Annotated in this window: 15 protein-coding genes; 5 read left to right on the top strand and 10 right to left on the bottom strand. The window is 62.5% G+C overall.

The features are described 5' to 3' along the window. Window positions 1-11 precede the first annotated feature (11 nt). The 7 genes from FBY03_RS13510 to FBY03_RS13480 all read right to left on the bottom strand — a co-directional run bounded on the left by FBY03_RS13510 (window position 12) and on the right by FBY03_RS13480 (window position 5,600). Entirely contained in the window at window positions 12-290 is a 279-nt protein-coding gene (locus FBY03_RS13510; protein ID WP_147172895.1) for a type II toxin-antitoxin system HicA family toxin, read from the bottom strand. Window positions 291-425: 135 nt separating this feature from the next. After that, window positions 426-1,652: a hypothetical protein gene (locus tag FBY03_RS13505; RefSeq protein ID WP_147172894.1), complete on the bottom strand. Its 1,227-nt coding sequence runs from the start codon at window positions 1,650-1,652 to the stop codon at window positions 426-428. Window positions 1,653-1,736: 84 nt separating this feature from the next. Next, window positions 1,737-2,186 (bottom strand): YcgN family cysteine cluster protein, encoded by a 450-nt coding sequence (locus FBY03_RS13500; protein WP_147172893.1) that lies wholly within the window; start codon window positions 2,184-2,186, stop codon window positions 1,737-1,739. Between the two features lie 214 nt (window positions 2,187-2,400). Beyond that, entirely contained in the window at window positions 2,401-3,333 is a 933-nt protein-coding gene (locus tag FBY03_RS13495) for a D-2-hydroxyacid dehydrogenase (protein WP_147172892.1), read from the bottom strand. A 28-nt stretch (window positions 3,334-3,361) separates the two neighbouring features. After that, window positions 3,362-3,655 carry a YcgL domain-containing protein gene (locus FBY03_RS13490; protein ID WP_147172891.1) on the bottom strand — a complete coding sequence of 98 codons (294 nt, stop codon included), beginning with the start codon at window positions 3,653-3,655 and terminating at the stop codon, window positions 3,362-3,364. Further along, window positions 3,652-4,785, bottom strand: coding sequence for a ribonuclease D (rnd, locus tag FBY03_RS13485; RefSeq protein ID WP_147172890.1), 1,134 nt, complete (start codon window positions 4,783-4,785; stop codon window positions 3,652-3,654). The genes FBY03_RS13490 and rnd overlap by 4 nt, the downstream gene beginning before the upstream one ends. Window positions 4,786-4,856: 71 nt before the next feature. After that, on the bottom strand, window positions 4,857-5,600 hold the full coding sequence (locus FBY03_RS13480) for an SDR family oxidoreductase (protein ID WP_147172889.1): 744 nt from the start codon (window positions 5,598-5,600) through the stop codon (window positions 4,857-4,859). 147 nt (window positions 5,601-5,747) lie between these two features. On the opposite strand from FBY03_RS13480, the gene FBY03_RS13475 reads away from it, so the two are divergent. Beyond that, on the top strand, window positions 5,748-6,665 hold the full coding sequence (locus FBY03_RS13475) for a LysR family transcriptional regulator (protein ID WP_147172888.1): 918 nt from the start codon (window positions 5,748-5,750) through the stop codon (window positions 6,663-6,665). Between the two features lie 94 nt (window positions 6,666-6,759). Continuing rightward, window positions 6,760-7,821: an SMP-30/gluconolactonase/LRE family protein gene (locus tag FBY03_RS13470; RefSeq protein ID WP_147172887.1), complete on the top strand. Its 1,062-nt coding sequence runs from the start codon at window positions 6,760-6,762 to the stop codon at window positions 7,819-7,821. A gap of 68 nt (window positions 7,822-7,889) precedes the next feature. On the opposite strand, the gene FBY03_RS13465 is transcribed toward FBY03_RS13470, so the two are convergent. The 3 genes from FBY03_RS13465 to FBY03_RS13455 all read right to left on the bottom strand — a co-directional run bounded on the left by FBY03_RS13465 (window position 7,890) and on the right by FBY03_RS13455 (window position 10,205). Beyond that, window positions 7,890-8,573, bottom strand: coding sequence for a spermidine synthase (locus FBY03_RS13465; protein WP_147172886.1), 684 nt, complete (start codon window positions 8,571-8,573; stop codon window positions 7,890-7,892). A gap of 54 nt (window positions 8,574-8,627) precedes the next feature. Continuing rightward, window positions 8,628-9,359 (bottom strand): ZIP family metal transporter, encoded by a 732-nt coding sequence (locus FBY03_RS13460; RefSeq protein ID WP_218570781.1) that lies wholly within the window; start codon window positions 9,357-9,359, stop codon window positions 8,628-8,630. A gap of 147 nt (window positions 9,360-9,506) precedes the next feature. After that, the gene (locus FBY03_RS13455; RefSeq protein WP_147172885.1) at window positions 9,507-10,205 is read right to left on the bottom strand and encodes a glutathione S-transferase C-terminal domain-containing protein; all 699 of its coding nucleotides are present in this window, start codon (window positions 10,203-10,205) and stop codon (window positions 9,507-9,509) included. Window positions 10,206-10,490: 285 nt separating this feature from the next. Here FBY03_RS13455 and FBY03_RS13450 point away from each other — a divergent pair, with 285 nt between their 5' ends. The 3 genes from FBY03_RS13450 to FBY03_RS13440 all read left to right on the top strand — a co-directional run bounded on the left by FBY03_RS13450 (window position 10,491) and on the right by FBY03_RS13440 (window position 13,533). Beyond that, window positions 10,491-11,345 (top strand): sulfurtransferase, encoded by an 855-nt coding sequence (locus tag FBY03_RS13450; RefSeq protein WP_147172884.1) that lies wholly within the window; start codon window positions 10,491-10,493, stop codon window positions 11,343-11,345. Between the two features lie 254 nt (window positions 11,346-11,599). Then, entirely contained in the window at window positions 11,600-12,079 is a 480-nt protein-coding gene (locus tag FBY03_RS13445) for a hypothetical protein (protein WP_147172883.1), read from the top strand. Between the two features lie 188 nt (window positions 12,080-12,267). After that, window positions 12,268-13,533 carry an OmpP1/FadL family transporter gene (locus FBY03_RS13440; RefSeq protein ID WP_256677929.1) on the top strand — a complete coding sequence of 422 codons (1,266 nt, stop codon included), beginning with the start codon at window positions 12,268-12,270 and terminating at the stop codon, window positions 13,531-13,533. Window positions 13,534-13,548: the final 15 nt, after the last annotated feature.

Raw genomic sequence — 13,548 nt, 5'->3', positions numbered from 1 at the left:
GGTTGTCTCGCTCAGCCAAACTTCTCGTCATAGCCCGACGGCGTCATTCCTGCGATGGCCAGGCATTCGCGCAGGTGTTTGATTTCCTGCTTGCTGCACTCGTTGCTGTGGTGCGGATGATGCAGAAAGAACTCGTACTGATTCAACACCACCCGAAAGCGAGCCCCCAGGATCGGCTCGACCGTGGCGCCGAGGTGATGCAACAGCGACTCGACCTCACGCCAGTGGATATTGCTGTGCAGCGGATCCTGGAAAATCGAGTACAGGAGACTCCGGTGTTTGTGGCTCATGGCTCGGCCTCCCAGTCGATGAACGCGCTATTCATAGGATAGCGGAGTGCGCGCCAACCCCACATGAGCCTAGTGGCCGATGGGGCGTGACCCAGCCTTGACGCTTCAGCCGATAGCGGCCAGACCTGCGCCGGGTTAACGCAGCAGCCGCGTATCCAGCACCTTGGAAGGGCCCGCCATGACGTTCTCGGTAATCTCAATGAAGTCCTTGGTGCTGACCCTGTCCAAGCGCATCAAACCACGGGTTACATCGTCCAGCGAGCGAGCTTGGCTGTCTTTGGTCGCCTGACGAATCTCACGATCCAGCTCCTGCATCAGCAACACCGCACGGGCGGTGATCGGACCGCTGGAGTGCGCGCTACGCAGGGATTTCACCGGGCGGCTCCACTTGATCAGCTGCTCGCGCACCTTCTGGTAGCGGTCTTCGCTCATGCCACCGGCGCGACGCATCAGCTCGATGGCGTAGTACTCGGCCAGCCCTTCGCTGATCCAGTCGCTCTTGTCGGTGCCCTGAATGTGACTGAATACGTGGACCAGTTCATGCACCAGGGAGCTGGTACCGTTCTCGCTGACCAGCGGACGATCGGCGTGCATGAAATAGGAATTGGGCGCCGACAGGCCGCCGCGCCACATCGGATCACCAGCCCCGACGATCAGCAGCTTGTCTGGATCGCGCGGGAACACCGCCTGCGCTTCCGGCCAGACGAAGGTCAGCAGCGTGAGTACGTCCATGCGGCGCATGCCCTCACCCACTGGCGCGGCGATGGTCACGTCGGTCTCGCCGAGCCGGGCCCGGCGCGTGCCAATCTTGCCGGCGACTATCCAGCCGGTTGGGCGGTCGAACTTACGCAATGGATTGTCGATACGAAACTTGTTCGTACCGATCCGCGGCCAACCGGTTTCAACGCCACGCCAGCCTTTCGGCAGTTCGAACTGCAAGCGCGCGACCAGTTCGGTCTTCTCTTGCTGGCGCAACTTGGCGCTGGGTACCAGATCGTCACCGCGAATCAGGGCCCAATCCTCAGTCATGCGCGCATCGAAACGCTGATCGCCCCGTGGATGGCTGACACGCACCCGGTAAGTCAGCGTCGCCTTGCCCTTCGCCGGCTGCCACAGGCCTCGTTCGGGAGTGTCCTGAGTCCATTGACCGTCGCCACTGAAGTCGCTGTAGTAGCCCTTATCGCCCAGGTCGAAATCCAGGCTAACAACCTGCTCGCCCCTCTCCAGCGTCAGGCTGACTTCGGCCTGGTCGCTCTCTGGCAAGAAACGCACCCGATAATCCAGATCAACTTTTGTGGCTGCCCACAACGACGCGCTCAGGCTCAACAACACGACTGACAACAAGCTGCGGTGAATCGACATGGCAGGCACTTCCTTGGCGGAGCGGTTTAGGTCAGGCATAGACCGAGCATAGGCCAGACAATTCCATGCCCGCAGGAACAGTCGTCAACCGGAGCGGAAAATCAGGTAATCCTCCCAGTCATCCTCGGCCACGCTGTTCTCACTGAGCATGCGTCCGGACTGGGAAATACGCTCGAGGTGCACCGCCTCCGGGTCACCGCACACCAGGTGGTGCCAGAGCGGCAAGTCCTTGCCTTCGCTGACCAGGCGGTAACCGCAGGTCGGCGGCAGCCACTGGAACTGGTCGGCCTGGGCTGGCGTGAGCTGGATGCAATCGGCAACGAATTGGCTACGGTTGGCGTAGTCGCTGCAGCGACAACTGTTCAGATCGAGCAACTTGCAGGCGATGCGCGTGTAATAGACGCTGCCGTCGTCCTCGTCTTCGAGCTTTTGCAGGCAACACAGGCCGCAGCCATCGCACAACGACTCCCACTCGTCCTGATCGAGTTGTTCGAGGGTTTTGCGTTTCCAGAAGGGTTCGACTTTGGCGGCCATGGCGAAGGGTACGAGTGACGGGCGAAAAGGCCGGCAGTCTAGCGCGGCGCCTGTCCCGGGCCAAGGCCGCAATGCCGAACGGCAAGCGGGTCAAACCGCCTGTCGCCACAGGCTGCCAAGCCCCGTAGCCCGGATGCAATCCGGGAAACCGTTAATCGGTGAGTGGTGGGCGAGGGACGCCTCCCGGATTTCATCCGGGCTACTTATCTGCCGCTCAGTAACCGCGGGCGAAATTCACCAAGCCCTGCAACTCGGTGCCACTGCGATAACGCGCCAGATTGTCGAGAAACAGCTGTGCCATCAATCGCGGCTGGGTTGGCGCGGAGCTGTGCCCGGTCAGCAGCAGGCGCGGCGCGCTCCAGAACGGATGGCCTGTCGGCAACGGCTCCTGGCGACAGACGTCGATCACCGCGCCGGCCAACTGGCCCAGCTCCAACGCATTGACCAGCGCGGCATCGACCACCGCCACTCCACGCCCGGCATTGATAAACAGTGCACTGGGCTTGAGTTGCGCGAACAGTGCCGCGTCGTAGATGCCCCAGGTGGCCGGGGTGTCCGGCAGCAGGTTGATCAGGTAGTCGGCCTCGGCGGCCACGCGGGGCAAATCCGCCAACCCGACCACCTCGGCGAACGGTGCCAGGCTCCGCGCCTGACTGGCCACGCCAGTCAGTTCCAGTCCGAACGGCGCGAGGAACTGCGCCACGCTCAGGCCGATCTCACCTGCACCGACAATTAGCGCGCGGCGCCCGGCCAGGCTGTGCGGCAGGCGGTTGTCCCAACGCTGCTCGGCCTGCGCGGCGGCGCGAGCGAACAGCTGACGCTCATGGGCCAACAGGTGAGCCAGTACATACTCGGCCATCACCTGACCGAAGATGCCCACCGCGCGGGTCAGCCGGTAATCCTGCGGCAGGTCCGCGGCCAACAAGGGGGTGATCCCGGCCCAGGTCGACTGCAGCCACTGCGGCTTGTGGCCCAGGCGCAGCACCTCGGCGAGTCGATCCGGCTCACCCAGCCACACGGGACAGCTACCGGCCCAATGCGCCAGCTCGGCGGGATCGGCACTGCCGTACAGCTCTAGCTCAGGCGCCGCCTGACGCAGCAACTCGGCGTAGCGAGCATGCTCGGTCTCGGCGATCAACAGGCGCATGCGGCTCTCCCCCATGAACGATGAGCGGTCAGACCGGATCGTTGCGGCGCAGCAATTCGTCCGGCAGATGCTCGATGTATTCATCTTCCGGCGGCGGCATCTGCAGGTGATAACCCTGCCCGTCTAGGTTCTCCAGCACCTGCTGAATATCCTCGCGCGCCAGCTTGCGCTCGGGGCTGAGCACCATATCGAAGGTATGGATCGGCTGGCCGAACGCCGCCAGCAAGGTTTCTGGCACACGCTTGAGCGCATCGCTTTTCAGCACGTAGAGGTACATCTCGTTCTTGCGTGGGCTCTTGTAGATGGAACAGATGCGTTTCACGCGGATTCTCCTTCACTGGCCAGGCAATCGAGCAGCGCCTGGCCCATCAATTCACGACGCCAGCCGCGCAGAGAGTCCGGCAGCTGGTAGGGACCATGGGGGTAGCCGCTTTTCAGCAGAGCTTCGAGGGTTTTCTTGCGCAGCATGATTTCCGGCGCAATGTTCAAGCGCTCGCCTTCGCGCTGACCGATCGCACGCAGTTTTTTCAGCAGCGTCGAGGCTTCCAGCGGTAGCGGCTCGGGCAACGCCTCGGGCCATTCGGCCGCTGGCGTGGCGGCGGCGTCCTTGATCAACTTGAGCAGGGTTTCACCGTCGCGGCGTATGGTTTTCGGGTGCATGTCATCGATGCGCGCCAGCGCGACCAGGTTGTCCGGCTGGTTACGCGCGATCGGCCACAGCGAATGTTCGCGGATCACCCGGTTGCGCGGCTGGTTGCGCGCCCGCGCCTCGCGTTCGCGCCAGGCGCAGAGTTCGCGCAGCACCGCCAGTTGCGCACGGGACAGTTTCCAGGCCAGCTTGGCCTCGCGGTACACCTCGTTGGGGTCAACTTCACGGCGCAGGTTGAGCACCAGTTCTGCGCCGTCCTCCAGCACCCAGGCGTTCTTCTCCGGCGACAGCTGCGCCTGCAGCGCCGCGTACACCTCTGCCAGGTGCAGCACATCCTCGGCCGCGTAGCTGATCTGCGTCTCGGACAGCGGGCGCTGCAGCCAGTCGGAGCGGGTCTCGCCCTTCGGCAGCTCGATGTTCAGCACGGTCTGCACCAGGCGCGAATAGCCCATGGAGAAACCGAGATTGAGGTAGGCGGCAGCCAGTTGCGTATCGAACAGAGGGGCCGGCAGGCTATCGGTCAGGCGCAGGAAGACTTCCAGGTCCTCGCTGCAGGCGTGCAGCACCTTGACCACCGCCGGGTTATGCAGTAGTGCCGAGAACGGCGCCCAGTCTTCGATCAGCAGCGGGTCGATCAGGTAGGCCCGCTCGCCTTCGCTGACCTGCAACAGGCCGGCGATTGGATAAAAGGTGTCGACCCGCATGAACTCGGTGTCGACGGCGACGAACGGCAGACACTGCCAGTCGGCGCAGTGTTGCGCCAGGCTGGCGTCGTCACGGATCCAACGAATATCAATAGCCACGCGGCGCTCCCATCTAGAATGCCGCGCAGTATATATCGCCCTCGCCCGTTACCGGGGCATTGAGTCCCCGATCAGAAATCCTGCATGGTCGGGCGCAGCACCACTTCGTTGATTTCCACCTCGGCCGGCTGTTCGATGGCATAGGCGATGGCGCGGGCGACCGAGTCGGATGGAATGGCCTGCTGGTAGAAGTCCTTGACCGCCTTGCTCGAAGCCTCATCGGAGCTGCCGTGCTTGAGTTCGGAATCCACCGCACCGGGGGAGATGATGGTGGTGCGGATGTTACCGCCCACTTCCATGCGCAGCCCTTCGGTGATCGCGCGCACCGCGTACTTGGTGCCGCTGTACACGGTGCCGCCCGGGGCGAAGACCTTGATCCCGGCTACCGAGGCGATATTGATGATGTGCCCACTGTTCTGCTTCTGCATGTGCGGCAACGCGGCGGCGATGCCATAGAGCACGCCCTTGATGTTGATGTCGATCATCCGCTCCCATTCGTCGGTGCGCCCCTGCGCCATCGGCGCAATGGCCATGAACCCGGCGTTGTTGACCAGCACATCGATGCGCCCAAAGCTGTCCAATGCCCCCTGGATCAGCGCATTGACTTGCGCCGGCACGCTGACGTCGGTGGTGAAGGCCACGGCTTTACCGCCCTTGGCGGTGATTTCACTGACGATGCTGTCGAGATTTTCCTTGCGCCGTGCGCCAAGCACCACCGAGGCACCCAGCGCGGCCAGATGACGCGCGGTGATTTCGCCCAGACCGCTGCTGGCACCGGTGATGACCACGACTTTTCCGGAAATGTTGTTGCTCATGCTGTTCTCCTCAACCTAGCGGGAAGACGCAGGAAGATTCCTGCATGACAGTCAGTATGCGCAGTGCTGTTCATCCGCTGAATGGAAGAGATAGGATTTCGAAATTCCATAATATGGAATTATCCACGCTCACACAGGAGCAAAAACGTGCTCAATCGGATGGAAATGCTGCGGATCTTCGCGGTCGCTGCAGAAACCGGCAACTTTCGCGAGGCCGCCAGCCGCCTGGGAATCTCGCCACAAAGCGTGACCCGGGCAATCAAGGAACTGGAAGCCCTGTTCGGTGAGCTGCTGTTTCACCGCAGCACCCGTCAGGTACAGATCACTGCGTTCGGCGAACAGCTGGCCAGCCAGGCGCGGCAAACCCTGAGCAGCTTCGATCAATTGTTCCAGCGCCATACTCGACCGTCCGCCACCGAGCTGGCCGGACGCGTACGCATCACCGCGCCCAACGCGGTCGGCAGGCGCTTCGTCCTGCCGCTGCTCGGCGAGTTGATCGCCAATTATCCGCAGATCGAATTCGACCTGCGCCTCTCGGACCTGATGACCGACGCGGTGGACGCGCAAATCGACATGGGCGTGCGCATCGGCTTTATCCGCGATCGCAGCTACATCGCCCGTGCGGTCGCAAAAATTCCCCTGCTCACGGTGGCGACCCCGGCACTGCTGGCGAAAACCGGTAGTCCCGCCAGCATCGAAGACCTGCACAACTTGCCCACCAGCGCCTTGGTCGACCGTGGCAGTGGCCGTGCCTGGCCCTGGTACTTCGACAAGGGCCGGCACCTGCAACCGGCTAACCCCAGTTTCACCACCGACGATCAGGAGACCGAACTCGACGCCGTACTGGCCGGGCTGGCCATCGGTCAACTGCCCAGCTACCTGGTGTTGCCGGCGATTCGCAGCGGCCAACTGTGCAGCGTACTCGACGAGCAGCGGCCGCCTCCCTGGGAGCTGTTCCTCTACCGGCCGCAACGCGGCCCGGTGCCCGCGCGCATTCGCCTGGTGTACGACCGTCTGGCCGAATGCCTGGGCGACCCGGCGCGGGTGCCCAGCGTTTTGGAATAAGTCGAGTACGGCCACTGTCTCTGGCCCTCACAGACGCCGACTAACTGTGTAACCTGACGCCAATCGGTCCGCTTCAGCACAAGGAATAACAAGGATGAAGAAACTGCTTGGCCTGCTCGCCCTGATGATCGCCGCCCTGGCCATCTACCTGGCGATAACCCCCAGTCCGATCGAGCCACTCGCCTGGGAGGCACCGACAGCGCCCGCCATGACCGGGGTACTGGAGCCCAACGACACGCTGATGAAGGCCCAACTGCTCGGCAAAGGCCAGATACATGGCCCCGAAGACACGGCCGTGGATGCTCAGGGCCGGGTCTACAGCGGCCTGCACGACGGCACCATCGTGCGCATCGAGGCCGATGACAGCGTCGAACCCTTCGCCGACACCCAGGGCCGCCCTCTGGGCATGGACTTCGATGCCGCCGGCAATCTGATTGTCGCCGACGCCTACAAGGGCCTGCTGTCGATAACCCCGCAAGGGCAGATCAAGGTGCTGACCACCGAGGCCGAGGGCGTACCCTTGCGCTTCACCAATGACCTGGATATCGCCAGCGACGGCACCATCTACTTCAGCGACGCCAGCCAGCGTTTCGAACAACCGGACTACCTGCTCGACCTGCTCGAGGCCCGCCCCTGGGGCCGTCTACTCAGCTACGATCCCGCCACCGGCGTCACCAAGGTACTGCTCCAGGACCTGTACTTCGCCAACGGCGTGGCGCTGTCGGCCAACGAAGACTTCGTCCTGGTCAACGAAACCTACCGCTACCGCATCACCCGCTATAGGCTGAAAGGCGCTAAAGCCGGCACCCACGATGTGTTCATCGACAACCTGCCGGGCCTGCCCGACAACCTGCAAGGCGACCGGGCAGGCACCTTCTGGGTGGCCCTGCCGTCGCCGCGCAAGGCCGACGCCGACTTCCTTCATCGCCATCCCTGGCTGAAGGCGCAACTGGCCAAACTGCCGCGCGCGCTGTGGCCCAAAGCCGTGCCCTACGGTTTTGCCATCGCGCTCAATGAACAGGGTGAGATCATCCGCAGCCTGCACGACACCAGTGGCAGCCACCTGCGCATGGTCACCTCGGTCAAGCCGGTCGGCGACTCCCTGTACTTCGGCAGCCTGGACAACGACCGCATCGGCAAGTTGAGAATCCGCTAGCTGGCACTGCACAGTAAAAAGCCCGCGACCGGGTCACCGGTAGCGGGCTTTTATGTTCCTGCGCCGAGCTACTTAAGCTTCTCGGCAATCCAGATGGTGTGACGCGTGCCCCGGTTGCCGTGAGCGTAGACCTGCACCTCCTCCACCTTGAAACCGGCCCTGGCCACCTTGTCGGCGAATTTGCGGTCGGCGCTGGCCGACCACACCGCCAGCATGCCCTTGGGCCGTAGCGCCTGGTGGCAGTGGCGCAGCCCCTCGGCGGAGTACAGCCAGCTGTTGCCCTTTTGGGTCAGGCCTTCGGGGCCGTTGTCGACATCCAGCATGATCGCGTCATAGGCACTGGTTTCGGCCTTGAGCAGCTTGGCCACATCGTCCTGCAGCACCCGGGTACGCGGATCGAGCAGCGGATAGCCGGACTTGGCGCCCAACGGCCCACGATTCCACTCGACCACCCCCGGCACCAGTTCGGCCACCACCACTTCGGCATCCTTGCCCAGATGTTGCAGGGCCGAGGCCAGGGTGAAGCCCATGCCCAGACCACCGATCAGCACCCGTGAACCCGGCCGGCCCGCGACCTTCTTGCAGGGAATCGCCGCCAGCGCATCTTCGGAGCCGTGCATGCGCGTATTCATCAACTGACCGCCGTCGCCACCCGCGATCTTGATCACGAAGTCCTCGCCGTACTCGAACAGACAAAGTGCTCCACGATCCTCGGGGATCTGAACCGTATCCAGTAGTACAAAGCGCTTCATCGCGGTCTCTTCGCTGATTGAGTGTGAAGGGCCCGCACGATACAGCAGAGCCCCTTACGCCACAGTAAACATATGCCCGACAATCCCCAGCACAAAGCCCAGCAAGGCGCCAAAGGACGGCGCCCAATGCTTGTCCAACTTGGCCTGGGGGGCGATGTCCTGAAACACCGAGTAGAGAATGCCGCCGGCGGCAAACAACATGACCGCCGCCACCAACGAGGGATAATCCGCCAGCCACAGATACCCCGACACACCGGCGACCGGGCCGAGCAGCGCCATAGCGCTGAACATCAGGATAATCTTCGAGCGGCTGTAGGCGGTCGAACTGTTCAATTCGCGATAGGCATTGAAGCCTTCCGGCAAATTCTGCAGCGCCATCAGTCCGGCCAGCAGCATCGCGCCTTCCCCGCCAAGGGCAAAGGCGGCGCCCAGCGCCAGAGACTCTGGAACAAAATCCGCCAACATCGCCGCCAACTGGCTGGCCGAGGTCTGCATGCGGTACAGCAGAATATCCAGCCCCATAAACGCCGCGCCGCCCGCACAAAACCACAGCGCGGCAGCCCCAGGGCTAAGACTCTCGATCGCCTCCGGCACCAACACCAGCGCCACCGCGGCGAGTAGCGCACCGCCGCCGAAGGCGATCACGCTGTGCCGAAACTCATCCTCCAGCCAACGCGGCCGAATTCGCTCGACACTGGCCAACCCCGCACCAAGCGGCATGGCCATGCCGGCTACCAAGGTAAAAACCATGACAATCAGCAACTGCTGCACCAACACCTCATCCATGGGCCTATGTCCAATTTATTAATGCGTACGTCCCGGGCGTTCAGATTAAGCAAGGCCGACTATCGTCCCCGATCAATTGCACGCGTGTTTAGCCTGGCTATTGATCCAATCTCTAGTGAGCCAAGAAAAATACATGCCACTCCATGGCTACTCAGGAATGGTTAAACCGCGCTGCACAGCCGGCCGCTTCAAGAATGCAGTCAAGGCTCGGGTGACATGGGGAAAGTCGCTGATACCCACCAGATCACCCGCCTCGTAGAAGCCGATCAGATTGCGCACCCAGGGGAAGGTGGCAATGTCCGCAATCGAGTAGGTATCACCCAGCAACCACGGGTGATCCGTCAGGCGCTGATTGAGCACCGCGAGCAGGCGCCGCGACTCTGCGACGTAGCGATCCCGAGGACGTTTGTCGGCGAACTCCTTGCCGGCAAACTTGTTGAAGAAGCCGACCTGCCCGAACATCGGGCCGATCCCACCCATTTGCCACATCAGCCACTGCAGCGCCTGGTAACGCGCGTGGGGGTCGCCGGGCAACAGCTGTCCGCTCTTGTCGGCGAGGTAAATCAGAATGGCGCCCGACTCAAACAAGGGCAGCGGCTTGCCCTCCGGTCCGTTGGGATCGAGGATGGCCGGAATCTTGTTGTTGGGATTTAACGAAAGAAATTCGGACGACAGCTGATCATGGCTATCGAACCTGACTCGGTGCGCCTCGTAGGGCAAACCCGTCTCTTCCAGCATGATCGAAACCTTTACCCCGTTGGGCGTTGGCAGCGAATACAGCTGCAAGCGCTCGGGATAGCGGGCGGGCCACTTACGGGTGATGGGGAAGGCGCTGAGATCGATCATCGTTGGAAATCCTTAGGGTGGGACTCGCACTTAACTTAATCGGCAGGCAGAAACTCTAGCGTTTACCCGTCCATTAAACGAAGTGGGCGAGATGGCCTGCCGCCATGCACTCATCCCGAAAACAATGCCACGGCTGCGCCTCAATCTCAGCCGTTTTTTCTGCGATGAATCGCGCGATGGGTTGAGCCATGGGTTTCAGTTCATCGCGTCAATACCCGCAGCGCGCATAAGCGCTGGCGCGGTTTATCATGCTTTCGATCTGCCCTTGCCTCGAGGAGGCCTGCCATGCCCATCGCTCAACTGATCACGCCCAGCACACTGCATGCCCGCCTGGAACAACCCGACCTAATGATTCTCGATTGTCGCTTCGCCCTCGATGATCCGACCTATGGCCAGCGCAGCTACGATGAAGGGCACATCGCCGGAGCGCAGTTCGCCGATCTCGAGCGCGACCTGTCTGGGCCGATCAGCAAGGGCGTTACCGGCCGCCACCCGTTGCCGCAACCGGCCGCACTGCTCGAACGCTTGCGGCAGTGGGGTTTGAACAATGCCAGCGAGGTGGTGCTGTACGACGACGGCCCCGGCGCTTTTGCCGCCCGCGCCTGGTGGCTGCTGGCCTGGTTGGGCAAACGTGAGGGGGTTTCCCTGCTCGACGGCGGTTTGAAGGCCTGGCGCGAGGCCGGCCTGCAACTGACACGAATACAACTCAGTGCTACTCCTGGCGACTTTCAGGGCCAAGTGGATGACAGCCTGCTGGTCAGCGCCAAGCAACTGCAGCAACGCCTGCACAGCCCGGACCTGACCCTGCTCGACGCCCGTGCCTTGCCGCGCTTTCGCGGTGAAGTGGAACCGCTCGATCCGGTCGCCGGGCATATTCCCGGCGCTCAATGTGCGGCGTTCACCGACAACCTGGACAGCACTGGCCGTTTTCTACCCGCCGAGCAACTGCGCCAGCGCTTTGCCGCGCAGCTCAAGCAACGCCCCGCCAATGAGCTGGTCGCCTATTGCGGTTCAGGCGTCACCGCCTGCCACAACCTGTTCGCCCTGTGCCTCGCCGGTTACCCGTTGGCGCCGCTCTACGCCGGCTCCTGGAGCGAGTGGATTACCGACCCGAGCCGACCTGTCGCCACAGGCGATTGACCCGGCCAGCGCCGCGCCACAATGCGCGTCTTCGGACCAGCGGGTAACTAACCAAACGGCCTACTGCTAAGCACCAAGCGATATATAGGCAATAATCAAGAGCTGAAAACAATTTAAAAACAGTCCTTTACAGCGCAAAGGTCGCACTACACTTCAACATAAGCGGCTAACCCCCGCTTCCGGTAGGGCCGCTCTAGAATGAACAGAAGCTGCCACGCGCCCAGGCCCTGCCGGACACCTTTCTCGAGGGCTTTATGGGAATTGCCGCCAGCGAGTTATGCCTGCATGTGATCCGCCCCACCCTGATTTATCTGGGGCGTCACTCAGCGAGCGCCGAGGCCTTATTGCTGGGTGCGGCCGCCAGCCAGTCGGCACTGGGCTCGGCCCTCGACGATCGCCGCGGGCATGGCCTCTATCGCATCGCCGAGCTGCGTCATCAACAACTATGGGACCAGCACCTGGCCCTCGACCCGGAACTGGCCAGCCAGGTGCGCGGCCTGGCTAGCCAACACGCCTTTCTCGCCGCCCCGCACCTGGAGCTGACCGTCAACCTGCGCTATGCCACCGCAATCGCCTGGATGCTGATCGAGACCGAGCACACCGAGTTGCCCGCCGCCGATGATCTGCTGGGCTTGGCCCGGATCTGGCGCCTGGTGTTTCACCCTAACGGCCGCACCCGCGACTTCATCCAGGCCTGGCAACGCTGCATCGGCAACCTCAGCCGAGTCGCCTGAGTCCACTCGGCACGCTGGCGAACTGGGCCAACCAGTCCGCCCCCGAACTAACACGATTACTGCAAATACCCGCGTACTTCCGCAAATTGTAGGACAAAACCGCTCTATTCCGGGGGCTTCAGTTACTTGGCGGACACTGCAAAGCCTGCTAGTTTCTGCGCCCCGCTTTACCCCGGATGGAGTCTCCTGTGAAAAACAACGCCCTCAAAACCAGCCTGGCCCTGGCCATTGCTGCAGTGTCCAGTCATAGCCTGGCCGGCGGCTTTGCCATCAACGAACAAAGCGTCAGCAGCATGGGCAGCGCCTTTGCTGGTCGTTCGTCGTCCGCCGAGGATGCCACTACCGTATTCGGCAACCCGGCCGGCATGTCGCGCCTGAAGCGCGAGCAAGTCAGCGGCGGCGTTGCCTTGATCTATGCCAGAACCGATATCGACGATGCCAGCGGCAGTTTCTCCGGCAGCAACGACGGCGACATGGTGCCGTTGGTCGGCGCGCCCATGGGCTATTACGTCAAACCGCTGGACGAGAACTGGACCTTCGGCCTCGGCCTGTACGTGCCCTTCGGCCTGATCACCGACTACGAAGACAACTTCCAGGGCCGTTATTACGGCAAGCGCAGCGAAGTGCGCGTGGTGACCCTGCAACCGACCCTCAGCTACCGCTTCAACGACCAGCTGTCGTTCGGCTTTGGCCCGACCATCAACCGCATCGACGGCGAACTCACCTCGGCCCTGCGCAACCCGCTACCGGGTGCCGGCGACGGCGAAGTGAAGATCAAGGGCGACGACCTGGCGCTGGGTTACAACGCCGGCGTGCTGTTCGAGCTGAACGCCCAGACCCGTTTCGGCCTGACCTATCACTCCAAGGTCGAATACCGCCTCAAGGGCGAGACAGAAGTGGCAGGTCCCGGCTTTGTGATCGGCTCATCGGCGGGTACCTACGACGCCTCGCTGGAGCTGACCACCCCCGAGTCCGTGGACCTCTCCATCACCCATGAGCTCAACGCCGACTGGACGCTGTACGCCGGCAGCACCTGGACTCGCTGGAGCCGGCTGGAAGAGATTCGCGTGGATAACCAGGGCGTCGGCGGTTTGCTCGCCGGTAATCTCAGCACCATCACCGAAGCGCAGAACTGGCATGACACCTGGGCCCATGCCGTGGGCGCGGCGTATAAGCTGAACCCGCACTGGACGCTGCGCGCCGGCCTGGCCGTTGACCAGTCGCCGACCAACAATGCCGACCGTTCACCGCGCATCCCCACCGGCGATCGCACCATCCTCAGCCTGGGCGCTGGCTGGAGCCCGAGTGACCAGATGAGCATCGATGTCGCCTACTCCTACCTGATGGAAGACGACACCGAAATCAACCATGTCAGCGCGACCAAAGGGGCTTACCGCTCCACGTACAAGAACACCGCCCATGGTTTGGGTACACAAGTGACCTACCGCTTCTAATTCAGCGAGCACTTT

It is taken from the genome of Pseudomonas sp. SJZ079, from assembly GCF_007993865.1.
Taxonomy (GTDB): Bacteria; Pseudomonadota; Gammaproteobacteria; order Pseudomonadales; family Pseudomonadaceae; genus Aquipseudomonas.
This window is presented reverse-complemented; position numbering and strand designations above follow the sequence as displayed.

Bases quoted from the DNA above. Each gene is read 5' to 3' on its own strand.
- FBY03_RS13505 (WP_147172894.1), bottom strand. From the start codon at position 1,652: ATGTCGATTCACCGCAGCTTGTTGTCAGTCGTGTTGTTGAGCCTGAGC.
- FBY03_RS13510 (WP_147172895.1), bottom strand. From the start codon at position 290: ATGAGCCACAAACACCGGAGTCTCCTGTACTCGATTTTCCAGGATCCG.
- FBY03_RS13445 (WP_147172883.1), top strand. From the start codon at position 11,600: ATGGGAATTGCCGCCAGCGAGTTATGCCTGCATGTGATCCGCCCCACC.
- FBY03_RS13460 (WP_218570781.1), bottom strand. From the start codon at position 9,359: ATGGATGAGGTGTTGGTGCAGCAGTTGCTGATTGTCATGGTTTTTACC.
- FBY03_RS13470 (WP_147172887.1), top strand. From the start codon at position 6,760: ATGAAGAAACTGCTTGGCCTGCTCGCCCTGATGATCGCCGCCCTGGCC.
- FBY03_RS13465 (WP_147172886.1), bottom strand. From the start codon at position 8,573: ATGAAGCGCTTTGTACTACTGGATACGGTTCAGATCCCCGAGGATCGT.
- FBY03_RS13455 (WP_147172885.1), bottom strand. From the start codon at position 10,205: ATGATCGATCTCAGCGCCTTCCCCATCACCCGTAAGTGGCCCGCCCGC.
- FBY03_RS13480 (WP_147172889.1), bottom strand. From the start codon at position 5,600: ATGAGCAACAACATTTCCGGAAAAGTCGTGGTCATCACCGGTGCCAGC.
- FBY03_RS13495 (WP_147172892.1), bottom strand. From the start codon at position 3,333: ATGCGCCTGTTGATCGCCGAGACCGAGCATGCTCGCTACGCCGAGTTG.
- FBY03_RS13450 (WP_147172884.1), top strand. From the start codon at position 10,491: ATGCCCATCGCTCAACTGATCACGCCCAGCACACTGCATGCCCGCCTG.
- FBY03_RS13500 (WP_147172893.1), bottom strand. From the start codon at position 2,186: ATGGCCGCCAAAGTCGAACCCTTCTGGAAACGCAAAACCCTCGAACAA.